The following is a 22,974-nucleotide window of genomic DNA, read 5'->3' as shown; positions in this document are numbered from 1 at the left end:
GTAAAATCGTTGGCAACGCGCACAGTGTGCTTTTAGTGTTTGTGCATAAAACTTGCATGATGCTAGCCTAAAAAATAAACGCAAAGATGGCGAGTATGAGTATTAAGTGTGCGAATGTATGTGTTAGTTAATGCATAGCGCTGTTGCCTTGTGTTTTGGTAAGGAAATGAGGTTAGAATGTCGGCTGAAAACAGCGATGAAGAGATGGGGAATGCGCCTGTTGTGCTTACAGATGATGAATTGCGTAATGCATATGAATCGTCGAATGGCGTAGAAAGCAATAATAAAAATAGCGAGCAAAAAGAAAACAGCGTTAAAACTGTTGTTGTTGCAGAAGATGAAGCAGTAAACCGTATGGATCTTGTAGCAATGCTAGAAGATAACGGATATAAGGTTGTTGGTCAAGCTGCAAATGGGCAGGAGGCTATTGATCTTACTCGTGAAAATCGTCCAGACGTTGTTTGCATGGACGTTAAAATGCCTGGTGTGGATGGAATTCAAGCGGCTGCTACGATTTGCGACGAAAATATTGCACCTGTTGTTATGCTAACTGCTTTTTCGCAATCGGACTTAGTTAAGCGCGCTACTGGCGCTGGAGCAATGGCGTATGTTACAAAGCCTTACGAAGAGTCAAAGCTTTTGCCAGCTCTAGAAGTTGCAATGGGCAGATTTAGCGAGATTAACGATTTGCTCGATAGTGTTGAACGTACAGAAAACAAGCTTCAAGATGCTCAAGATCAGCTTTGTAAAGCAGAAGAAAAGCTTAAGAAAGCAGAAGATACTCTCGAAGAGCGCAAGCTTGTAGATAGAGCAAAAGGCTTACTTATGGATAAAGCTGGGTTCTCGGAGCAGGGTGCTTTCCGTTGGATCCAAAAAACTTCTATGGATCAGCGTATTCCAAAGAAGCGTCTTGCGTTGGCTATTATCGCTAAGTATGGCGAAGAAAAGCCATCTGACGAAGCGTAGTAAGTCAAAATAATTTTGATAATCGCGGTTTCTTGCGCGAGCTATGCATAAATAATTTCAAAAGTTTATTTTACAAAAACGCAGGTGGGTGTTAAGTGGATACCAGCATCGTTGCAAACGAGGATTCTTTGAATAATGAGGATTATAAGGGAACGTTGTTGGTGGTAGATGGCCACTCACTTGCGTTTCGTGCTTTTTACGCAATATCGGCAGATAATTTTTCCACAAAATCTGGTTTTGCTACTAATGCAATATGGGGCTTTTCTACTATGCTTTCGCAAGTCATAGAAAAAGAGAAGCCCGATAAGCTTGCGGTTGCTTTCGACGTTAAAGGTGGAACTTTTAGAAACAAGCTTTTGCCGCAATATAAGGGTACTCGTGAAGCTGCTCCAGAAGAACTTATATCTCAGTTGCCCGTTATTCAAAAAATGCTTAGTGCGTTAGGTGTTAAGTACATTACAAAGCAGGGCTACGAAGGCGACGATATTATTGCTACTTTGGCAACTATGGGTGCTAATGCTGGTTATAAAACGCTTGTGCTTTCTGGAGATCGCGATGCTTTTCAGCTAATTAATAACACTATTAACGTGCTGTACCCAGGCAGGCATTTTAAGGATCTAAAGCAAATGGATCCTAATGCGATTGTTGAAAAATACAATGTTACGCCTAGTCAGTATTCAGATTTAGCAGCATTGCGCGGGGAAACGTCTGATAATATTCCAGGAGTTCCAGGAGTTGGAGATGGTTATGCTGCTAAGTGGATTAATCAATTTGGCAGTCTAGAAGGCATTATTGAAAACGCAAGTCAAATCAGTGGTAAAAAAGGCGAGTCTTTACGAGAAAGCATTGATCAGATTCGATTAAATAAAAAAGTTAATACTCTTGTTAAAGATTTAGACCTTGGAGTTAGTGTTAACGATCTTGATTTTGGCAATGTAAACGCTGCGTCTGTTGGAGAGCTGTTCGAAAATCTTGAATTTGGTACACGTACTAGAAGAAAGATTCTAAAAGAGTTTACGCGCGGGAGCAAAGAGCTTTTAGATGAGAATATTAAAACAATGATTTCTGCTGGAAGTGCGCATGCAGAAAATAGTGGTTCTACGGAATCAAATGATTCAGATGATATAGAAGACGTTAAAGCTCTGTTAGATAAAATAAACGTGCATAATATTAATTCCGAGTCTGATGCAGATAATTGGATTAGTATTGCAAAATCTTGTGTTGCGGATTCTTGCGACTTTTCCGACTCGTATATAAATAGTGCAAATCTTATAAGAAACGACTTAGAATGCGCAAAAACAATAAAAGAGCATAAAGAATTAGTAGTATTTGCTGTAGAAGAAAAAAACAACACTAATCAGTTTGGTATTTTTGCAAAAGCATTAATAATCCTAGCTGGTAACGACGCTGCAATTGTGTATGCAAATGTTCTTAATGAAAATAGCGGAATCGCTTCTAAACTAAGAGATTTTATAAAAAAGCATGAGTCTTCAGTTGTTTTGCATGATTATAAAAAGCATATTGCTCTTTTAGCGTCTCTAAGAGTCGTAGAAGATAATTATTCTTTTAGCCCACTAGTCGACACTCGTTTAGCATCTTACTTAATTGAGCCAGATTTTAAGAACGAAAATCTTTGCGATATGGCTGAGCATGTTTTGAATATTCATATAGGCTCTTCGCAATTAAACGATGAACCGACGCAAGGCAAACTTGATTTTGATATTGATAGCAGCCAAGATTCTAAAGAGCAATATTCGCAAAGTCAAGATAACAAAGAATTAGAAGAAAGCATGCTAGAAACAGCTTTGACTATACGTTTGCTTTCTAAACAATATGCGAAAAAGTTGGATGAGCGCAAGCAAACTGGCTTAATGATAGACGTTGAAATGCCTGTTTCTAGAGTTTTAAGGAAGATGGAAGATACGGGCGCTGCTGTAGATATGCTACGACTTGCGTCTATGAAAGATAATTTTGCAAGTGAAGCGAATTTTGCTCAAAAAATGGCGCTAGACGTTGCAGCTAAGCCAATAAATTTGCAAAGTCCTAAGCAAATTCAGCAATTGCTGTTCGAAGACATGGGTCTAAAGCCTACTCGTAGAACAAAAAGTGGCTCATATACTACTAATGCAGAAGCTTTACAAGCGTTGTATGCAAAAATTGATCCAGATGAAAAGTCAAGTCAATTTTTAGGCGCTTTGCTTAAGTATCGAGAAACTAATAAATTAAAGCAAATTGTTCAAAGCCTTATTGATGCTGCAAGATATAAAGACGGTAGGATTCACACAACTTTTGAGCAAACTATTGCTGCTACTGGTCGATTAAGTTCTTCGGACCCAAATTTGCAAAATATACCAAACAAGAATGTTGATGGTAGGGAGATTAGAGCGGCTTTTGTTCCAGGAAGAGACTATGAGCAGCTTATGAGCTGCGATTATTCGCAAGTGGAACTTAGAATTATGGCTCATGCTTCTGAAGATAAAACGCTTATTGATGCTTTCCAGTCTGGTGTTGATTTTCATAAGTTTGTAGCGAGCTTAGTTTATAGGATTCCAATAGAGCAAGTTAGTGCAGATCAGCGTAGCCACGTTAAAGCAATGAGCTACGGGTTAGCGTATGGACTCAGTACGTATGGTCTTGCAAAGCAACTAGGAATTAGTCCTGCTGCTGCAGAAGTTCTTAAAGAAAAGTATTTTAATACTTTTGGTGCAGTACACGACTATTTGGAGTCTTTAGTAGATAAAGCTAGAAAGCTTGGATACACTCAAACAATGTTTGGTAGAAGAAGATATTTCCCAAAGTTAAATTCTACGAACAGGGCATCTAGAGAAGCTGCAGAACGAGCTGCTCTAAACGCTCCTATTCAGGGAAGTGCTGCAGACATTATGAAGCTTGCAATGATTAGAGTAGACGATGATTTGCGAAAAGCTAATGTTAAGAGTCGCGTGATTTTGCAAATCCACGACGAACTTGTTCTTGAGATTGCTCATGGCGAGGCGGATGTTGTAGAAGATATTGTTAAAAATGCTATGGAACATACTGTTGAGCTTTCTGTTCCGCTTAGTGTTTCTACTGGAGTTGGTGCTGATTGGCAGCTTGCTGCGCATTGATTTTGTTTGTGAGAATTATTGTAAAGACCACTGTAGGATTATTGTAAAGGTGTGAATATGGCAACTTTAGGTGAGATTGTTAATGTTTTAGAAGACTTGTATCCTCTGTGTCTCGCTGAGCCTTGGGATAATCCAGGATTAATCGTTGGAAATCCTTCGCATAAAGTTAATAAAATTGTTTGCTTATCGGATCCAACTTTAGAAGCTGTTGAAGAATCATGCAAAATGGGTGCTGATTTGATTGTTTCGCACCATCCTTTGTTTTTTAAGTCGGTTCACGAAGTTTCTGGTTTTTCTGTTCGCGGAAAAATAGTTCAAACTCTTATTGAAAATCGTTGCGGATTGTGGGTTGGTCACACTAATGCGGATGCAGCTTTTAGGGGAGTAGCAGATGCTGCGTCTAATGCTTTTGGCCTTAAGGATTTGCACCCTCTTGTTCCAGCAAATAATAACCCTTCTATTGGGCTTGGCAGAGTTGGAGTGCTTGAGCAAAAAATCACACTTAAAGAGTTTGCTATGCGCGTTTTCAACGCTTTACCTGCTACTAAGCTAGGTGTTCAAGTGTGCGGAGATGTTGATGCAATGGTTAGTAAAATAGCTGTTCTTCCAGGATCTGGTGATTCCTTATTCGATGAAGTTCGCGCTTGTGGCGCGGACGTGTATGTAACAAGTGATTTAAGACATCATCCTGCAACGGACGCGTACGAGCAAGCTATTTATGAATCGCAACTAGCAAACTCTAATATTATTAAGCCTATGCTTATAAACACTCCTCATAGCGCTATTGAATCTTTGTGGTTTAAGTATGCTGTTAAAGATATTCACGATTCTATATATAAGAATTTTGGTGAATCATTAGATGTTTCTTGGATTGGTAGAGCTTTTGACCCTTGGAATTACGTGATTAACTAGCGTGATTAGCTACGTGATTAACTAGCGTGATTAACTAGCGTGATTAGCTACGCGATTAGTGTTTGCGAATACGAAACAAAAAAGTCTTGCTGATTTCTCAGCAAGACTTTATTTTGTGTCCGGAGCGGGACTTGAACCCGCACGCCTGTACAAATAGGCACTAGCACCTCAAGCTAGCGCGTCTACCATTCCGCCACCCGGACGGGTGTTTTAGACAACAGATAGAACTATAACATCTTTTTTAACTCTTTGCTTCGGCGTGTTGCAAATTAATTGATTTTTGTAATAATTTCTTTAATTTCGCTAGCATTTTGAGCGTTAATTGGACGATTTGGGTCAAAATCCACTACTACAACTGGAATATTTTGCACTTTTCCACTTAAATCCACTATAGAATGTTGCGGATTTTGGCTGTTGTTATGCTGTGGATAATCCAATCTTGTAAAAGATCCTCTAGATTCATGCCTTGCAAGTGATGCTTGCAAAACTGCTTTTGCAAATGTAATCAAGTTTTTCAATTCCAAAATAGCTGTTAGTTCTTGATTAAAAACAAGATTTTTAGAATGCAAAATAAGCATTTTAGCTTTTGGAATAATAAGCGTATCTATTTTTTGCAAAGCTTCTTTAATGCTCTGTTCGTTGCATCTTACTGCAACAGCTGTTTCCATAATCTCTTCTAGAGCATCTAAAAGCATGTATGGATTTTGCTCATCTTTTGAATCGTTCTCGCTTTGCATAAGAGCGCGTATTTTTTGGATTCGCTTTTTAGCTAACTCGTCTATTTTTTGGATTTTGTTTTGCAAATTATTTTGATTTTGAGTTTCTTCTTGATTTTGAGTTTCTTCTTGATTTTGCAAGTTTTTTGCAATAGATTTTCCTGCGATTTTTCCAAATAAGCAAGCGTCAAGAAGCGAGTTTCCGCCAAGGCGATTAGCGCCATGTACTCCCGAGCAAGCGCATTCTCCAGCAGCGTATAATCCCTTTATACTTTGTTTTTTCCCTCTATCTAACTTATAGACTTGGCTGTTAAGAGTGATTGGTATTCCGCCCATTGTGTAGTGTGCAGTAGGCTTAATAGGTACAAGATCTTTTGAAGGATCTAAATGCGCATATTTTTCAATCGTCTCAACAACTTGCGGAAGAGTCTCCAACATATGCTCTTTTTCTATATGAGTCATGTCTAGCCAAACGCAATCTTTTTTATCAACGTTGCTAGTTGTGTCTTCTACGCCTCGAGCAGCATCAACTTCTGCTATAATCGCCCTGCTAACTACGTCTCTTGGTGCTAAATCCGCGTGCGTATTATCGTAGTTCTTCATAAAAGCTTCGTTTTTGCAATTCCTAAGCACTCCGCCTTCTCCTCGCGCGGCTTCCGAAAGTAATATTCCAGTGTGTGCTAATCCAGTTGGGTGGAATTGTATAAACTCTATGTCTTCTAATTGCAATCCAGTATTTAGCGCTAAAGCCATTCCGTCTCCAGTTAAATCCCAGGAGTTAGAAGTTGTTGCAAATAGTCTTCCAGCGCCTCCAGTTGCAATAAGAACATTGTTTGCGCTTATTTTTTCTACGCTTCCTGTTTTTTCGTTTAGCGCTATAACTCCTTCTACGCTGTTTGTTTCGCTATTTATTGCAATGTCTGTAACGTAAATTTCTTCGCTAATTTCAATGTTTTCTTCTAAGCATTTTTGCCACAAGCTGTATAGAATTTGGTGGCCGATTCTATCTGCAGCGTACGCAGCTCGCCTAACTGGCTGTTTTCCAAAGTTTGCAGTATGGCCTCCAAAGAATCTTTGATTAATGTGACCGTCTTTTGTTCTAGAAAAAGCAACTCCAAAGTGTTCAAGTTCAATAACTGTGTCTCTAGCTTCTTTTGCCAGCATTTTTGCTGCGTCTTGATCGCTTAGCCAGTCGCCTCCGTGAACAGTGTCGTAATAGTGCCATTGCCAGCAATCTTTTTCTACGTTTCCTAATGATGCTGCAATTCCGCCTTCGGCAGAGCCTGTATGAGATCTTAACGCTTGAAGCTTGCAAATCACTAGTATTTTAGGCTGTTTTCCGTGCGTTTTTAGCGTTTGGTATTCTTTAGACTTTACTAAGCCTAATGCAGCTGAAAGTCCTGCGGCTCCAGCTCCAATAATTAAAACGTTGTAAAACGAGTTATTTATTTTTATTTGTTCGCTTTTTTCTTGACTTTTTGCGTTTGATTCGCTTTGCTCAAAGTTTGATTGCATAACACTTATTTTCTCATATTTTTCGCATTTTATTTAAGACTTTAAGACTTTTATTTAAGACTTAAGTCTTTTTTCGATTTATGCTAAAAACGCCATTTTGACTTTTGATTAATCCATCTAACTCAAGAATCGCAAGCTCTCCTGATATTTGCGATATTGAAAAATCGCCATTTGTTTCTGATTTTGCAATAGCTTCGTGAATATTGTCTATATTTGCACATACTTTGTTGTGCTTGCATTTGTGAATCGCTTTTAATATAAGCTTTTGTAAATCATTGCAAGTGTCTGGAATGCTTTCGTTGTTACTTAGTGAATGTGGTAAATAATGGTGTGAATTAGGGTAGATGTCTTCTATATCTCTGTGTGAGCATATCATCATAGCTTTTCCGTCATGAATAAGCATGTTGCATCCAGCATTATTTGGCAAAGTTACATCTCCAGGAACAGCATACAATTCTCGGTTTAGTTCCAATGCCCAATTTGCTGTGTTTAACGCTCCCGACCTTAATCTAGCTTGAGAAACTATGACTTTGCTGGCAAGTGCTGCAATAAGGCGGTTTCTTAGCAAGAATCTGCGTGCTTCTGGAATAGTTTCGGGGCAAAGCTCGCTTATGCATGCGCCTCCGCTTGCAAGTATTGCGTTAAAAAGTTGAGCATTGCTGCTTGGTCCCATATTGTTTAGTCCTCCAGCAAAAACGACTATTGTTTTACCTACAGGACTTGCGTTTATTGCGTGGCAATCCAATGCGTCTAATGTTCCCCAATGTGCTGCAGCGTCAATTCCGTAAGCTCCGCCAGAAACAATTGTGTGCCCTTTTTTAGCGCACGATTTTGCGAAAGTAAAGCTAAGTTCGTACCCGTAGTCATTGCATCCTCTAGATCCAACGATTGCAAGTGGCTGTTTGCATTGAATAAGAGCGTTTGGGTCTCCAATTCCCCATAAGCAAAGTGGGGGAGCGACTTTGCATTTTGTTGCTAAATCTTGTAATTGTTTAGGCCAATACTTGCTTTTTGGAGATATAATCCATTGTGATCCGCTTGAGCTAAACCATTTTTTGAGTTTGTTTGCATCCCAAAAAGGTAGTTTTTTCATTCGTAGGCACCATTTTTTAACAGATTTATGCAATACAGCAAAATTATTTACTTCATTTTTATTGTTTGCACTTTTACCGCCCCAAATTTTAAGACCTTCCAAAAAGCATTTTTCTAAAACCTTGATTTGTGGGTGATTTTTTACAATGTTTGTAAGCACATTGTCTAAATCGTTTGTGCTTGAATCGGTATTGCATTCTTGCTGTTTATTTTCGCTCGAATCTTTTTGATGACTATTTGTTGGAAAATCAAGCTCTAATTGTTTATTGCTTATTTTGCTTGTGCTTTTAGTGATTGATTCGCAAATAGAATATAGTGCATCTACAATGCTTGCAGCATTAACAGTTCCTATAGTAAGCGTGTACATTATTGCGTCTGCTCCATCTACACAAAACGTTAGTATTGCTCGCGCTAAAGTATCGTCATTTATTGCATAAATATCACTTGTTTGCGTGTTTGTTATATTTGCTGCATTGGTCATATTTACAGCATTTGCATTATTTGCATTATCTGTACTAATCATATTCTTGTCCTTAAGCTAATTGCTTGAGCCATATCGGTTAAATCTGGGCAAGTGCGACCACAAAGATCTGCCAAAGTCCAAGCAAGTCTAAGTGCTCTATCTGCGCCGCGTAAACTCAACTTGTGGTTTTCAAGAGACTTATTTATAAGCTCAATCGCTTTTTGAGATGTGTATTTTCTAAGCCACGTTCCAGAAGCTTGAGCGTTGCAACTCCAACCAAGTTTCTTAAAACGATCTTGTGCAACAAGTCTTGCGTTCTTTACATTTTCACGCATCATTGCGCTAGTCAAAATCTTTTCCGACATTTGACTTGCGCCGTTTTCTAACATGGCTTTTCTGGTTATGATTTTTTCTACTGGCGGAACATCCATTTGAATATCAATCCTGTCTAAAATTGGGCCAGAAAGTCTAGAAAAATAGCGTATGCGTTCCTTCTCTTTGCAAGTGCATCGCTCTCCGTTTCCGTACGCATATCCGCATGGGCACGGGTTTGCTGCTATAACTAGTTGGAATTTAGCAGGATACAGCGTTGTTCCTTTAGATCTAGAAACAGCAATATGCCCAGATTCCAATGGTTCTCTAAGTGTTTGCAAAACTCGTGGCGAAAATTCTGGAGCTTCGTCCATAAATAAAACTCCACAATGCGCGCGAGTTATGATTCCAGGCTTGGCTAAACCTGCGCCGCCTCCTATAAGAGATGCTGCAGAAGAAGTGTGATGAGGTGCTTCAAAAGGCGGAACGTCCGTTATTCCGTAGTAGGGAAGTGTTCCGCAAAGCGACCTAATAGATGCCACTTCTAGCTGCTCTTGTTCGTTAAGAGGGCACATTATGCTCGGCATTCTAGAAGCTAGCATTGTTTTTCCAGACCCAGGAGGGCCTATCATCATAACATGGTGTCCTCCAGCTGCCGCCACTTGCAAAGCCCACTTTGTGTGCTCTTGGCCTAATACTTCCGACATGTCACCAATTTCGTTTAATGGTTTATCGTTATTTACAGGCTCAACGTTATCTGCCATATTTTTGCTCGGGCATTTAATTGCGTTGCTATTAGCATTGCTCAAATCGCCAGCTTTTTCTCTTTCTTCTACTCTAATGTGGTCGTACTTGTTAATCGCATTTAGTGCGCGTTCTCTGTTCTTTTCGGCAATCGGCCTAGCTTCGTCTTCTAATTTTCCATTTAGCTCGTCTACTAAATCCAAAATATGCTTAATGCCAATTGCTTCAATCCCATTTACTAGCTTTGCTTCTTCAAGATTTCCGTATGGAATAATCATTTTTGTAATATTTTTTTGCTTAGCGTATAGTGCGATTGGCAGCATTCCTTGAATTGGTAAAACGGATCCGTCTAAATTAAGCTCGCCTAAAATAATAGTGTTTTCTAGCTCGCTAAGTGGAATAATTCCTCTGGCGCTTAGTATGCTTGCTGCGATTGCAAGGTCGTAAGATGCTCCACTTTTTGGCATAGAAGCAGGAGAAAGATTTACTGTTAGCCTTGTGTCTGGCCATTCGCATCGCAAAGACATGTATGCCGATTTAACTCGTTCTCTTGCTTCGCTTAAAGAAGTATCGGGAAGGCCAATAATTGAGAATCCAGGCAGGCCGCTAGATATAAATGCTTGCAATTGTATTGTAAAGGCCTTTAACCCAAGTAGTCCTACAGATAATGCGTTTCCAATAATCATTAGAATGCTCCTAAAATGTGGTGTATTTGAATGTTTTTGTTTTTGGAAATAAGTATTGATACAACGTCGAATCGTATTCTTCTATGCTTAAACATTTTGTGATTTTCTAGCCAATTAAATGCAGCTTTATGCGTTTTTATGCGTTTTTCTTCTGTTACTGCTTCTAGAGGAGTGCCAAAACGTATGCTTCTACGCGTTTTTACTTCAATAAATACGATTATTCCTTCTGTGTTCATCATTACAACATCAAGTTCTCCAAAACGGCTATGCCAATTTCTATCTAGCAAAATCCAATTTTTAAGCATTAGTTTTAGTGACGTGTATTCTTCGCCAAGGCTGCCTATTGTTTTATTTGGTATTGAAAAGTCGCATAGTTGTTCTTCGACTTTTGCTACGCGGCTTAGCAGCTCTTCTTGTTGTATATCTTCTTGTTGTATATCTAATATCATGTCTTCTTCGTTTATCATGATGCAATTTCATCAAGCTCAAAATCTTTTTTCTAGCTTTTTAGAGCAATGTGGTTAAAGGCTATACTTCGGCGTGTTGCCTTTAATCTAGGGAAAAATCATACTGTTTAATAAAGGATTTTTTTATTTTCTAAAAAAGCTTGCATTATGCAAAAGTTTAATCTTTTTTAAGAATCGCCTTATGTATTGATGAAAACTATATAAATATATGCAATACTTGAATTATGCAAATTAGACCAGGTTCTATGTATCCGCTTGGAGCTACCTACGATGGCGCGGGCGTAAACTTCGCATTGTTTTCCGAAGTAGCAAAGCATGTTGAGTTGTGCTTGTTTGATGAGCAAGACAACGAAACGCGCATCGATATGACTGAGCAGAATTCTTACGTTTGGCATACTTACATATCTGGAATACAGCCAGGCCAAAGATACGGCTATAGAGTTCACGGTCCGTATGATCCAAATCATGGATTGTGGTGTAATCCAAACAAGCTGCTTTTAGACCCATATGCTAAAGCGATTGAGGGAAATATTGACGGCGACGAGAGCCTGTTTTCTTATTGGTTTGCAAATCCAGATGATTTAGCAGCAATGAACACTTTGGATTCTGCAGATCACACTATGAAAGCTGCTGTTATAAACCCATATTTTGATTGGGGGAACGACCAGCACCCAATGATTCCGTATCACGATAGCGTGATTTACGAAGCTCATGTTAGAGGAATGACGAATCTAAATCGTAATGTTCCTCCCGAAATCCGCGGAACGTATGCTGGATTAGCTCATCCAAGCGTAATATCTTACTTAAAAAAGCTTGGAATTACTGCCATTGAGATTATGCCTATTCATCAATTTGTAAACGATTCTTTCTTACAAAATAAAGGTTTAAGCAACTATTGGGGATATAACACAATTGGCTTCTTTGCTCCTCAAAACTCGTATTCAAGCTCTGGTCAGCGCGGCGAGCAAGTAAACGAGTTTAAGGCAATGGTTAAGGCATATCATGCTGCAGGAATGGAAGTTATTCTAGACGTTGTTTACAATCACACTGCAGAAGGAAACGATAGGGGCCCAACTTTAAGCTTTAGGGGAATCGACAATCGTGCTTACTATCGCTTAGTAGACAACGATCAGCGTCATTATTTTGACACTACTGGCACAGGAAACTCGCTTCTTATGCGATCTCCTAAAGCCTTGCGATTAATCACAGATAGCTTGCGATATTGGGTTACGGAAATGCATGTTGATGGATTCCGATTCGACTTGGCAGCAACGCTAGCTCGTCAATTCCAAGAAGTAGATAAGCTTTCTGCATTCTTCGACATTATTGAGCAAGACCCTATTATCTCTAGCGTAAAGCTTATTGCAGAGCCTTGGGATATTGGCGTTGGCGGATACCAAGTTGGCGGATTCCCTCCAAGCTGGTCCGAGTGGAATGGCCGCTACCGCGATTGTGTACGCGATTTTTGGCGCTCGCAGCCTTCGACTTTGCCTGAGTTTGCAAGCCGACTTATGGGAAGCTCCGATTTATATGAGCAAAATGGTCGTAAGCCTGTAGCTTCTGTAAACTTTATTACTGCTCACGACGGCTTTACTATGAACGATTTGGTGAGCTATAACGAAAAGCATAATGAAGCAAATAAGGAAGGCAATAACGACGGTGCTAACGACAATCGTTCGTGGAATTGCGGAGTAGAAGGCCCTACAAATATTCACGATGTTAACGAGCTTCGTCAGCGCCAAATGCGAAATCTTTTCTCAACTTTGCTAATGAGCCAGGGCATTCCTATGATTTGCGCTGGAGACGAGATTATGCGTACTCAAAATGGAAACAACAACGCATATTGCCAAGATAATGCTATTTCTTGGATTAATTGGGATTTTGATTCCACTCAAAAAGATATGTTTGACTTTGTTTCTAAGCTTATTCATTTAAGACTAGATCACCCTGTTTTGCATAGGCGTAGGTTCTTTATTGGTCGTATGCCTTCGGACGATGCTTCAGAGATTCCGCAAGTAGAGTGGTTTGATCACACGGGTTCCGTAATGGATATGGAAGCTTGGAGTAATACTCATGCGCTTTCGGTGATGATTTATTTGAATGGTTCAGATATTCCAGAAACCGATTGGTACGGAAGTAGAATGGTCGATAATGACTTTATTCTTATTTTCAACGCGCATTACGAGCCTATAACTTTCACTTTGCCAGATAAGCGTTATGGCGAAAAGTGGACTCTTGTTGTAGACACTCATAATCCAAAAGGTCCGCAATTGCATTACGAATCTGGTTTTAATATTGTTGCTCAATCAAGAAGTTTCCTTCTTCTTATGAGTGAGAAGCAAGAATAATATTAAGAATAATATAAGCAAATTAATTAATTGTGACCTATGATTTTGCTGATTTTAGCTGGTTGTAGGTCACATTTTTAATATCTTGATTTAATATCTTGATTTAATGCATTATTTAATACATTATTTAATACATTATTTAAGATTTGACTTAAGACCTTAAACGGTCGCTTTGCATAGCTGCGACTTGCCTTGAAAACACTATTATCCACCCTAAAAATAGTAAACAAGATAAAGCTTCTACATTTGTTAAAGTGTTATTGCCATGAACCCATTGATTTCCAACCCAAGCAGTAAGAATAACAGCTAAATCCGAAGCAACGTAGAATGTTTTAGAAAGCCTAGGGGCAAGCCATGGAAGGCATATAAGCATTGTGCAAATAAGACCAGTAACACCTCTAGCACATAAATCGTGTATAACTGGGTGAGGAGTGTAGCGGAACGTTCCAATCCCAATAAACGCTATTCCTCCAAGAATTAGCAAAGCTGCCATAATGGTTGTTCGAGTCTTAAAATGCTTTGTAGTGTTAGTGCCCTTATTTTGCAAGATTTCGTGCTGTGTTGCAACAAACTCGGTTATAGCAAAGTAGCTTGTAATAATAATGCATATTCCAGCTAGAATTAGCGTTGCATTAAACATGCTTGCTGCAAACGTTGTTCTGTCTCCTAGTTGAGAGAAGTTATTGTTGTACCAATACGGGTCGTCGGAAGTTAATCCAGCAGTTGCAGCTCCAGAAATCACAAATAGTGGAAGAAGCGAAGCAACGGTTTTTGCTTCTAAAAGTTCTGCTTGTACAAGAGTTGCGTATCCAACAATTCCGCTTAATGCGCAACAAAGAACAGGAAGATAAGTGTTTACGGCACTTCTTCCAATAATGCTATTGATTATAGAAAGAAGAGCAAAAGACATAAGTAGCATTGTTGCGCCATAAATCGTAGAAAGCGCGATTATTTCAAAAGCGTGTTTTGCGATTTGCAACCAATTCTTTTTAAGTATTCCTTTGTGTGTTCTTAAATATCCGACTACAAAAGTGCACATGCTGCAAGCGGCAACCACTCCAGACGCCATTGTAAACAAGCGTTGTGTAACTTGCCATATTGCTGGCATTGTGTTTATGTATATAGACATTACAATCATGCCAAATAATGCGCACGCTAGAAAAGCGATTAATCCAGCTGCTTCTGCACGTTGAAAACGCCCCATATGAACCTCTAAAATCCGTTTCCTATTTTTCAATGCTTGTTCTATTCTATCGCGCGTGTTGCAAATTTGCGTTTGTCTGCAATGTGCGCTATTGTATTTGATTGTGCTTGGAGCTGGTAATCAGCTAGAAAGCATCGGGGTGTAGCGCAGTTTGGTAGCGCGCCTGCTTTGGGAGCAGGATGTCGCAGGTTCGAATCCTGTCACCCCGACTTTTTTATATCTGCTTGTTTTTTGAACATCTACTATACAAAAAAGCACTCTATGTGTATTCTTGTGTAGGTAAGTTTTTGATGTATTATTTGCATTACATTCTTACACTGTGATTATAAATATTTGACTCGGGAGCCGTTTCTGGCTGAGAGGAAGCGGAAGCTTCGACCGATTGAACGTGTGCTAAGTAATGTTAGCAACGGATGTCGCTCTTTTCCCGTGCCCAAATCTTTCAATATTGAAGAAAGGCACTTATTATGACTAATGTTTCAATGGAACATTCTAATCGCTGGCGTATTCTTGATATCGTCATAGCTGCTATTATCGCTGTTGCATCTGGCGTATTATTCTGGGCTTGGGATATTGTGTGCGCAGCTCCTACTAATCTTTTTGCAAGCTTATTGCCTGGTGCTGAAGGTTTATCTAATGGTTTTTGGCTTTTTGCTGGACCTTTAGCTGCAATAATCGTGCGTAAGCCTGGCGCTGCATTGTTTGCCGAAACGCTTGCTGCTTTTGTGGAACTTATGTTAGGAAATCAGTGGGGTGTTGGCGGATCGTTAATCGTCGGTATTATTCAAGGCGTTGGCGCTGAACTCGCATTCATTTTCTTTATGTACAAAACATGGAATTTGCTTTCCACTGCAATATCTGGATCGTTAGCAGGCGTAGCTTGCTTTATCTACAATTGGGTTAGCGGCGGTCAAGGCTGGAATGCTCAATATGTTATTGCAAATCTCATTACTTCTATTATTTCTGGCCTTATTGTTGCAGGTATTGTTGTGTGGCTTGTTCAAAAGGCATTAGCTGCAACTGGTGTGCTTGATCGTTTTGAATCGGGCCGTCCTCAAGCATTAGTGTGAGTTATATCTAAATACTAATTGCAACTTGTAAACTATCGTGTTTAATGCTCAAAATGCAAAAACACGGTAGTTTACTCGTATGATGCTTATATTTTGTACTTGTTTTATGTTTTATATTTTTTGAAATTGTGTTATGCAATTTTTAGATTTTTAGATTTTGCTATTTTTAGATTTTGCTATGCAATGAAAGTTTGTTTGTATGCAATTTGTTGATAAAAACGAGTGGACTCCAGCTAGCGTAGTTGCTAAAGACTGGGGTTGGAGACACGCTACGCGCAAAGATTTTGTGTTAAGGAATGTAAATATTGATATTAAGCCTGGCGAGCATGTGTTGCTTTTAGGTGCTTCTGGCGCTGGGAAAAGCACGTTTATGGCTGGTTTAGCAGGTGTTTTAGGTGATGAAACAGAAGGCATGGAAGAAGGTAGCCTTCTAATCGGTGGTGTTCATGCTAGAGACGCTCGCGGAAAAGTTGGACTTGTTATGCAAGATCCAGATTCTCAAATCATTCTTGAAAGAGTAGGCGACGACGTAGCTTTTGGAAGTGAGAATCTTGGAGTTAATAGCGAAGAGACTTGGAACCGCGTAAAGCTTTCGCTAAAAGCTGTTGGTTTAGACAATATTACTCAAGGAAGTCAGGGTCTTAGACGCTCAACACAATCTTTATCGGGAGGCCAAAGGCAACGTCTTGCTTTAGCAGGAGTGCTTGCAATGCATCCTGGATTGCTGCTTTTAGATGAGCCTACAGCTAATCTAGATCCTAAAGGTGTTCAGCAAGTTCATGATGCTGTGGCGAATATTCTTAAAAAAACAGGTTCTACAATGATTGTAGTTGAACATCATATTGATGTGTGGCTGGATTTGATTGATAGAGTTATTGTTATTGGAAAAAACGAAAATAATAATGATGCAAATGTAGGATGCGTTATTGCAGACGGTAAGCCTGAGGATGTTTTTGAAAAATATGGCGATATGCTCGCAAAAGGTGGTGCTTGGGTTCCAGGAAGAACAGTTGAATCTTTTGCACCTAAACGTTGCGATAGCGAAATCAATAGCGAAATCAATAGCGAAATCAAAGATGCGGAAGAATCTGTTGCGCTCTATACTAATGATTGCTCTTTTGGAAGAACTCTGCCACTAGCAGAACATGTTAATGTAGCTTTTCGTTTTGGCGAAGTAACGGCTTTAATGGGGCCTAATGGTGCTGGTAAAACCACGCTAGCGTTAACGATTGCAGGATTATTAAAACCAATTGCTGGCAGTGTGTGCATGATGGAAAAGTATGTTCCAAAACGACGTGAAAATAATCTTTTTACTTGGAAAAGTCAAGAATTGCTAGGGCGAGTTGGCATGGTGTTTCAGGAGCCAGAACATCAATTTATAACATCTTCTGTAAGAGACGAAGTTGCTGTAGGCCCTAAAAAGCAAGGAAAAAGCGAAAAGGAAGCTTACGATATTGCCGATAGCATGCTTGAACGTATGGATTTGAAGCGTTTTGCTCTTGCTAATCCTTATACATTATCTGGAGGAGAAAAACGTAGACTTTCTGTAGCTACGCTTTTAGCTGCCGCTCCGCGTGTTGTTATTATGGATGAGCCTACTTTTGGGCAAGATTTTAGAACTTGGACAGCAATGGTAAAACTTATTGCGCAAATACGCGATAGTGGCTCAGCGGTGATTGTTGTTACTCACGATGACGAGCTTGTAAAGTCTTTAGATGCCAGAGTAATAAGAGTTGAGTCACGAAAAAATCGCAGTGTCCGCTCATAACTATAGTGAAGGGAATGAGTAGAAGTGAATAAAACTAGTAGTGCAGAAGAATCGTCTAGTATTCAAGTTAAAGATTTTGAAAGTTTATTAAAAGTTTCGCATATTGATGTAACAGCGTCTTCTAAACGTTTAGAAAGTGAACGACTAGTTTCGCCTTCTTGGTTTATTCGTAAGCTCAATCCAATAAGTCGTTTTATTGGAGCGTTATTACTCTGCTTGCCTATGTTTGTTACATTAGATATTGTTTCTGCTTCTATTGCATTTGGTTTAGATATACTGTTATTTGCAATTGCTGGAGTAACTCCTTGGTATGTTTTACGTCATACTTGGCCAGTTTGGATTGCTGCTTCGGGTAGTTTTATATCGGTTCTTTTATATGGTCAAAGTTCTGGAGATGATATATTTAAGTTTGGCTGGATGCATATAAGCCAAGGATCATTGTATTTGGCAATTTGTACCTTTGTTCGTGTTGCATCTGTAGCAGTTCCAGGCGTTATATTAGCCATTGGATTAGATCCAACTGATTTAGCAGACGGCTTAGTACAGATTTTGCATTTTTCTCCACGATTTGTGTACGGAGCATTAGCTGGATTGAGAATGTTTAGTCTATTACAAAATGATTGGCGTGCTTTTGGTTTAGCTCGAAGGTCTCGTGGTATATCGGATGGTAAAGCGTTACAGCGTATGCTTTCGCAATCTTTTGGTTTGCTCGTGTTATCTATTCGCAGAGGCACTAAGCTTGCTACAGCTATGGAAGCTAGGGCTTTTGGAAGTAGTATTAAACGTGTTCCAGCGCGAAAATCGAAGTTAACAGCATACGATTGGATATTTTATGCAATTTGCATTGCTGTTCCTACTATTGCTTTATATGCGTCAATACAAACAGGATATTGGCATAATGCGTTTATTCATATGTAAATCATTTTGAAAATTGCAATGCGTACATATTCATAGATAGTATTCATAATATGAGCGGAATAATGAATTCTTATAATCATGATGATGTTTGGCAAGCTCCATCATGCAATACTCCTTTGAATGCAACAGTGAATATTCCTGGAAGCAAGTCGTTATCTAATCGATACTTGATTTTGGCAGCTCTTGGTAAAAAGCCAGTTGTTCTAAAGGGATTGCTGAGATCAAGAGATACGGAACTTATGATTAACGCGCTAAGCGTATTTGGAGTTAAATGCGATTCGCTAAGCCGCGACGGCACAGCAGTTTGTGTTATTCCGCCCAAAAATGGCGTTTTTAGCGTAGATGATTGTGCGGTTGTTAATTGTGGCTTGGCTGGAACAGTTATGCGTTTTGTAACAGCTTTAGCGCTGTTTGCAAATAATTGTGTGAAATTTGATGGAGATGAGCAAGCGTATGCTCGTCCAATGAAGCCTGTTCTAGATGGATTGGAACAGCTAGGCGCAAAAATCGTATATCACGGAAAAGTCGGATTCTTACCATTTAGCGTTATTCCGCCCAAAAATCTTGAATCATATGGTGTAAATTGTGCGCAAAATTCTTGCAATAATCGCGTTATTCGCATTGACTCTTCGTCGTCGTCTCAATTTATATCTGCGCTTCTGCTAATTGCATCTCGAATTCCAGGAGGATTACAAATAGAGCATATTGGAAGCAAATTGCCTAGTATGCCTCATATTCAAATGACAATGGAAGACGTGCGCAAAGCTGGCGGAGTAGTAGATATGCCAGAAAGCGGAGTATGGCGTATTAAAGAGCATGATTTGACTTTGCCAGATGAAGTTGTTGTAGAGCCAGATCTTTCTAACGCAGCGCCTTTTATTGGAGCAGCGTTGATTGCTGGCGGATGCGTTAAAATCCCTAATTGGCCGCTTAAAACAACTCAGCCTGGGGGATTGTTGCCTGGGATTCTAGAGCAAATGGGCGCAAAAATTGTTTTTGAGCATTCTAGCGCAGATTCTTCAACATTGTGCGTAACTGGTAGCGGCAAAATTCACGCAATTAAGTCGCTTGATTTGGCTGCTGCTGGCGAGGTTGCTCCAAGTATTGCTGCGATTCTTGCGTTTGCAGATGGTGTAAGCGAGTTGCACGGTATTGCGCATTTAAGAGGACACGAAACGAACCGCTTGAGTGCAATAGTTACGGAACTAAATCGCGTTGGAATAGGCGCTGATGAGCTAGATGATGGAATTCGTATTATTCCTAGCAAAAATATGCATGGGGAAGTGATGGAGACTTATGCGGATCACAGAATGGCAACTTTTGCATCAATGTTAGGTCTTCGTATATCTAATATAAGAGTAAAAAATATTGCCACTACGCGCAAAACGATCCCTGATTTTCCTGGTATGTGGAATAAGATGCTCGAATAGTGAGCTTGAATAGTTAGCTTGAATAGTGAGCCTAAATAACAAATAATCCCGAGTTTTTTTAACCCGGGATTATTTATGTGTTACGTTTTTACGTTACGTTGTTTTACACTACGATTTAGCGCTCAAACTTGTTGCCGTAAGAATCGACTCCAGCTTCTGCGATTTGTGCAGACTTTCGAGCGATTGCCAACTCTTCGTTAGTTGGGATTACAGCAATAATCACAGAGCTATCTGGAGTGGAAATAATGCGTGGCTCCTTAGAACGAACCAAGTTCTTCTCTTTATCGAGCTTAACGCCGAATGGAGCAAGCTTTTCGCATACAAGAGCGCGAACAATCTCGTCGTTTTCGCCAACGCCAGCGGTGAATGTGATAACGTCCACGCCGCCCATTTGAGCTGTGTAGTTGCCAATGTAGCCAACAATGCGGTGAACGTACACGCCAAGAGCAAGCTTAGCGTCTTCGTCGCCTTCTGCGATGAGCTTATGAATATCGCGCAAATCGCCGTGGCCAGTCATGCCCATCATGCCAGAACGCTTGTTAAAGAGCGTATCAAGCTCGTCTACGTTCATGTGAGCGTTGCGAATAAGGTGGAACACTACAGCTGGGTCAATATCTCCAGTGCGGCCGCCCATCATTAAACCTTCGAGAGGCGTTAAGCCCATAGAAGTTTCAATTGGCTTGCCAGAAACCTGAGCAGAAGCAGAAGCGCCATTACCAATGTGCAAAACAATCTGCTTTAAGCCTTCTGCAGGCTTTCCAACAACGCTTGGAACTACAGAGCCAATGTATTCGTGGGAAGTGCCGTGAGCGCCATAGCGACGAATGTGGTACTGGTTTGCAATATCTTTGTTCAATGCGTAAGTCGCAGCAACCTGTGGCAAATCGTGGAAGAACGAAGAGTCAAACACCATAATTTGTGGAACATCTGGCAAAAGTTCAGTCATAACTTCAGCGCCAACAGCTTCTGGGCCGTTGTGAAGTGGAGCCAAAACAGCCAAATCCTTCACCTTATTAATGGTCTTTTTGTTCACTAATGCAGGCTTAGGGAATGTTAAGCCACCCTGAACAACGCGGTGTCCAACAGCTACGATTCCAGACTTGGAAAGATTTGGACCATATTCCTCGAAGAAACCGAGTACGCGCTTTAAGCCTTGCTCGTGATCGTGCACTGGCTCGTCAAACTCATGCTTTTCGCCATTGAATACGTGCTTGTAGTGTCCGTCAACTGGTTCGCCAATTTTTTCTACAATACCAGATGCAATACCTTCGCCGCTTTCCAAATCGACGAGCTGGTACTTAATAGAACTAGAACCAGAATTGATAACAAGAACGGTTTTTGCCATGAGGGCATCCTCCATAAAGTGTTGATAAGGCTAGTAAATTGCCATGTTTAAGTGTACATGCAAGTTCCTACAATGAATGCCAATAAATGCTTTTGTATTTACTTATTATTACATTTGCAAATCATTGTAAGAACTTGCAATTATTAAATTATTGCTTGCGATTATTGCTTGCGATTATTAGAACTGCGCTTCCAATGCTGTAAGAGCAACAGTGTTGATAATATCTTGAACCAACGCTCCTCTAGACAAGTCATTAACAGGCTTGTTTAAGCCTTGAAGGATTGGTCCAACAGCTAACGCGCCGCTGGAGCGCTGAACGGCCTTGTACCCAATGTTTCCAGCACATAAGTCTGGGAACACAAACACATTTACGTGGCCTGCTACATCATTGCCTTTAGCTTTGGACGCAGCAACAGTTTCGGACCACGCAGCGTCAAACTGAATAGATCCAACAACCTTTAAGTCTGGGTCGCTTTCTTTTACAATCTTTGTTGCTTCTTCTACAAGATCAACGTCTGGGCCTTTTCCAGATCCAAGAGTGGAGTAAGATAGCATTCCAACCTTAGGATCTAAGCCAAAAGCTTTAGCAGTTTGTGCGGATTGAAGAGCAATATCTGCAAGCTGTTGCGCGTCTGGATTAAGGTTGATTGCGCAATCTGCAAATACTGCCACATGATCCTTAAAGCACATAATGAATGCGCCAGAAACAAGCTTAGATCCAGGCTTAGTTTTAATAACTTGAAGAGCAGGGCGAACGGTATTTGCCGTTGAGTTAACAGAGCCAGAAACAAGTCCGTCTGCTAATCCAAGTACCACTAGCATTGTGCCAAAGTAGCTTGCGTCTTTAAGCTGTTCTCTAGCTTGATCTTCTGTCATGCCTTTCTTTGCACGCAATTCGCAAAGCTTGCTAATCATCTTGCTAAGAACAGCCTCGTCGCTCATAGACTGGAAGCTTGCTTTGTTAAGGGACTTTAATCCAAGCTCTTGTGCTCTTGCAAGAATAGATTCGCGTTCTCCAACAATAATGAGGTTTACAATGTCTCGCTCTAGCAAGTAATCAGCTGCTTTTAGAATGCGATCTTCTTCGCCTTCTGGAAGTACTATTGTTTTCTTATTTGCTTTAGCTTTTCCAAGCAAGCTGTATTGGAAGGCATATGGGGTAGTAGGAGCTGCAAATGGCTGCTGCAAAGCGCTAATGATTTCTTCGTTCGCAACGTAATCACTGAATTTATTCGACTCTGCCTCGCTTATAGAAGGCAAAGTCCAAAGTGGAGTGCCATTATTGCTTTGAGCATAGTCTTCTTTTAATTCTTTTGCTAAGTCTTCTTTGCAATCAGTTACAAATACGCCAAATACTTTTGTGTATTCTTTGCTAATGCTTACGGATTGTGCTTCGATTGTTTGCAAGATTTGCTTGCTATCTCTGCCTTCTGCGCAAACGCTTAGGAACACAGGAGAAGCTAAGTCTGCTGCAACAGATGCATCGAATCTAAACAAGTTTGGATCAAATACAGAAGTAGAATCACTTGCTACAATAACGCATCCTTGAGCGTTTGTTGCGCTAATCAGCTCGTTGTAATGAGCTACAATATCTCCTCTTAGTGTGTCTTTGTTTTTACGAATTGCGCATGGGGATGCTGCGATTACTTGTTCCAGCGTTGGTTTTGTGTTGCTTGCGGCTATCAATTCGCTTGTAAACGCGTCATCATGCTTTGCAGATGGTCTAAAAACAGTTGTTGAATAATGATTAGAAAGAGCTTTTGTAACTCCTAGTGCTACAACATTGCGACTTTGCGCGCAATCTGCGCTAATAATAGTTACGTTAACTAACGACACGACTTTTCTCCTTTGATGCGTCTGTGTTTATTTTATTTTGCTTTGCATTTTATTTTGCTTTGCATTTTCGTTTTT

At 40.1% G+C, this 22,974-nt stretch carries 14 protein-coding genes, 2 tRNA genes and 2 pseudogenes; 9 read left to right on the top strand and 9 right to left on the bottom strand.

The window, feature by feature from the left end; genetic code table 11:
• Nucleotides 1-177 precede the first annotated feature (177 nt).
• From NYP55_RS01385 to NYP55_RS01375, 3 genes are all read left to right on the top strand, one after another.
• Complete coding sequence (locus NYP55_RS01385; protein ID WP_472781453.1) at nucleotides 178-966, top strand: ANTAR domain-containing response regulator; 789 nt, start codon at nucleotides 178-180, stop codon at nucleotides 964-966.
• 95 nt (nucleotides 967-1,061) lie between these two features.
• Nucleotides 1,062-4,073 (top strand): DNA polymerase I, encoded by a 3,012-nt coding sequence (gene polA, locus NYP55_RS01380; protein ID WP_004132529.1) that lies wholly within the window; start codon nucleotides 1,062-1,064, stop codon nucleotides 4,071-4,073.
• A 57-nt stretch (nucleotides 4,074-4,130) separates the two neighbouring features.
• Nucleotides 4,131-4,985 (top strand): Nif3-like dinuclear metal center hexameric protein, encoded by an 855-nt coding sequence (locus NYP55_RS01375; RefSeq protein WP_004132527.1) that lies wholly within the window; start codon nucleotides 4,131-4,133, stop codon nucleotides 4,983-4,985.
• A 116-nt stretch (nucleotides 4,986-5,101) separates the two neighbouring features.
• On the opposite strand, the gene NYP55_RS01370 is transcribed toward NYP55_RS01375, so the two are convergent.
• The 6 genes and pseudogenes from NYP55_RS01370 to NYP55_RS01345 form a co-directional block, all read right to left on the bottom strand.
• A tRNA-Leu gene (locus tag NYP55_RS01370) sits at nucleotides 5,102-5,188 on the bottom strand.
• Nucleotides 5,189-5,254: 66 nt separating this feature from the next.
• Nucleotides 5,255-7,216 carry an FAD-binding protein gene (locus NYP55_RS01365; RefSeq protein WP_472781452.1) on the bottom strand — a complete coding sequence of 654 codons (1,962 nt, stop codon included), beginning with the start codon at nucleotides 7,214-7,216 and terminating at the stop codon, nucleotides 5,255-5,257.
• Nucleotides 7,217-7,277: 61 nt separating this feature from the next.
• Nucleotides 7,278-8,831 (bottom strand): DNA-processing protein DprA, encoded by a 1,554-nt coding sequence (locus tag NYP55_RS01360; RefSeq protein WP_472781451.1) that lies wholly within the window; start codon nucleotides 8,829-8,831, stop codon nucleotides 7,278-7,280.
• A pseudogene (locus NYP55_RS01355) lies at nucleotides 8,828-9,106 on the bottom strand (magnesium chelatase subunit ChlI family protein); the annotation flags it as partial. The pseudogene NYP55_RS01355 and the gene NYP55_RS01360, both read right to left, overlap by 4 nt.
• A 69-nt stretch (nucleotides 9,107-9,175) precedes the next feature.
• A pseudogene (locus NYP55_RS01350) lies at nucleotides 9,176-10,513 on the bottom strand (YifB family Mg chelatase-like AAA ATPase); the annotation flags it as partial.
• Nucleotides 10,513-10,980, bottom strand: a complete 468-nt coding sequence (locus NYP55_RS01345; RefSeq protein ID WP_016831858.1) for a YraN family protein — start codon at nucleotides 10,978-10,980, stop codon at nucleotides 10,513-10,515. The gene NYP55_RS01345 and the pseudogene NYP55_RS01350, both read right to left, overlap by 1 nt.
• Before the next feature lie 224 nt (nucleotides 10,981-11,204).
• On the opposite strand from NYP55_RS01345, the gene glgX reads away from it, so the two are divergent.
• On the top strand, nucleotides 11,205-13,328 hold the full coding sequence (gene glgX / locus NYP55_RS01340) for a glycogen debranching protein GlgX (RefSeq protein WP_472781450.1): 2,124 nt from the start codon (nucleotides 11,205-11,207) through the stop codon (nucleotides 13,326-13,328).
• Nucleotides 13,329-13,479: 151 nt separating this feature from the next.
• Here the strand turns inward: glgX and NYP55_RS01335 are convergent, their stop codons facing one another.
• Nucleotides 13,480-14,532, bottom strand: a complete 1,053-nt coding sequence (locus NYP55_RS01335) for a hypothetical protein (RefSeq protein WP_020758097.1) — start codon at nucleotides 14,530-14,532, stop codon at nucleotides 13,480-13,482.
• Nucleotides 14,533-14,667: 135 nt separating this feature from the next.
• Here NYP55_RS01335 and NYP55_RS01330 point away from each other — a divergent pair.
• The 5 genes from NYP55_RS01330 to aroA all read left to right on the top strand — a co-directional run bounded on the left by NYP55_RS01330 (nucleotide 14,668) and on the right by aroA (nucleotide 19,718).
• Nucleotides 14,668-14,741: transfer RNA gene (locus tag NYP55_RS01330), tRNA-Pro, on the top strand.
• 258 nt (nucleotides 14,742-14,999) lie between these two features.
• The gene (locus NYP55_RS01325) at nucleotides 15,000-15,602 is read left to right on the top strand and encodes an ECF transporter S component (protein ID WP_004130237.1); all 603 of its coding nucleotides are present in this window, start codon (nucleotides 15,000-15,002) and stop codon (nucleotides 15,600-15,602) included.
• A 199-nt stretch (nucleotides 15,603-15,801) separates the two neighbouring features.
• A complete protein-coding gene (locus tag NYP55_RS01320; RefSeq protein WP_004132517.1) occupies nucleotides 15,802-17,370 on the top strand; it encodes an ABC transporter ATP-binding protein in 1,569 nt (522 codons plus the stop codon).
• Nucleotides 17,371-17,394: 24 nt separating this feature from the next.
• Entirely contained in the window at nucleotides 17,395-18,288 is an 894-nt protein-coding gene (locus NYP55_RS01315) for an energy-coupling factor transporter transmembrane component T family protein (RefSeq protein WP_004132515.1), read from the top strand.
• 50 nt (nucleotides 18,289-18,338) lie between these two features.
• The gene (aroA, locus tag NYP55_RS01310) at nucleotides 18,339-19,718 is read left to right on the top strand and encodes a 3-phosphoshikimate 1-carboxyvinyltransferase (RefSeq protein ID WP_472781449.1); all 1,380 of its coding nucleotides are present in this window, start codon (nucleotides 18,339-18,341) and stop codon (nucleotides 19,716-19,718) included.
• A 115-nt stretch (nucleotides 19,719-19,833) separates the two neighbouring features.
• On the opposite strand, the gene NYP55_RS01305 is transcribed toward aroA, so the two are convergent.
• Together NYP55_RS01305 and pta are read right to left on the bottom strand one after the other, a co-directional pair.
• Nucleotides 19,834-21,063, bottom strand: coding sequence for an acetate/propionate family kinase (locus NYP55_RS01305; protein WP_004130229.1), 1,230 nt, complete (start codon nucleotides 21,061-21,063; stop codon nucleotides 19,834-19,836).
• A gap of 177 nt (nucleotides 21,064-21,240) precedes the next feature.
• On the bottom strand, nucleotides 21,241-22,899 hold the full coding sequence (pta, locus tag NYP55_RS01300; protein WP_472781448.1) for a phosphate acetyltransferase: 1,659 nt from the start codon (nucleotides 22,897-22,899) through the stop codon (nucleotides 21,241-21,243).
• Between the last annotated feature and the right edge of the window lie 75 nt (nucleotides 22,900-22,974).

It is taken from the genome of Gardnerella sp. c10Ua_31 (assembly GCF_055700915.1).
The sequence above is the reverse complement of the archived record's forward strand: the minus strand, read 5'-3'. Positions and strand labels throughout refer to the sequence as shown.

Excerpts from the sequence above, each read along its gene's own strand:
- NYP55_RS01325 (WP_004130237.1), top strand. The coding sequence starts at position 15,000 with ATGACTAATGTTTCAATGGAACATTCTAATCGCTGGCGTATTCTTGAT.
- NYP55_RS01375 (WP_004132527.1), top strand. The coding sequence starts at position 4,131 with ATGGCAACTTTAGGTGAGATTGTTAATGTTTTAGAAGACTTGTATCCT.
- NYP55_RS01305 (WP_004130229.1), bottom strand. The coding sequence starts at position 21,063 with ATGGCAAAAACCGTTCTTGTTATCAATTCTGGTTCTAGTTCTATTAAG.
- NYP55_RS01335 (WP_020758097.1), bottom strand. The coding sequence starts at position 14,532 with ATGGGGCGTTTTCAACGTGCAGAAGCAGCTGGATTAATCGCTTTTCTA.
- NYP55_RS01345 (WP_016831858.1), bottom strand. The coding sequence starts at position 10,980 with ATGATAAACGAAGAAGACATGATATTAGATATACAACAAGAAGATATA.
- aroA (WP_472781449.1), top strand. The coding sequence starts at position 18,339 with ATGAGCGGAATAATGAATTCTTATAATCATGATGATGTTTGGCAAGCT.
- glgX (WP_472781450.1), top strand. The coding sequence starts at position 11,205 with ATGCAAATTAGACCAGGTTCTATGTATCCGCTTGGAGCTACCTACGAT.
- NYP55_RS01360 (WP_472781451.1), bottom strand. The coding sequence starts at position 8,831 with ATGATTAGTACAGATAATGCAAATAATGCAAATGCTGTAAATATGACC.
- NYP55_RS01320 (WP_004132517.1), top strand. The coding sequence starts at position 15,802 with ATGCAATTTGTTGATAAAAACGAGTGGACTCCAGCTAGCGTAGTTGCT.
- NYP55_RS01365 (WP_472781452.1), bottom strand. The coding sequence starts at position 7,216 with ATGCAATCAAACTTTGAGCAAAGCGAATCAAACGCAAAAAGTCAAGAA.
- NYP55_RS01385 (WP_472781453.1), top strand. The coding sequence starts at position 178 with ATGTCGGCTGAAAACAGCGATGAAGAGATGGGGAATGCGCCTGTTGTG.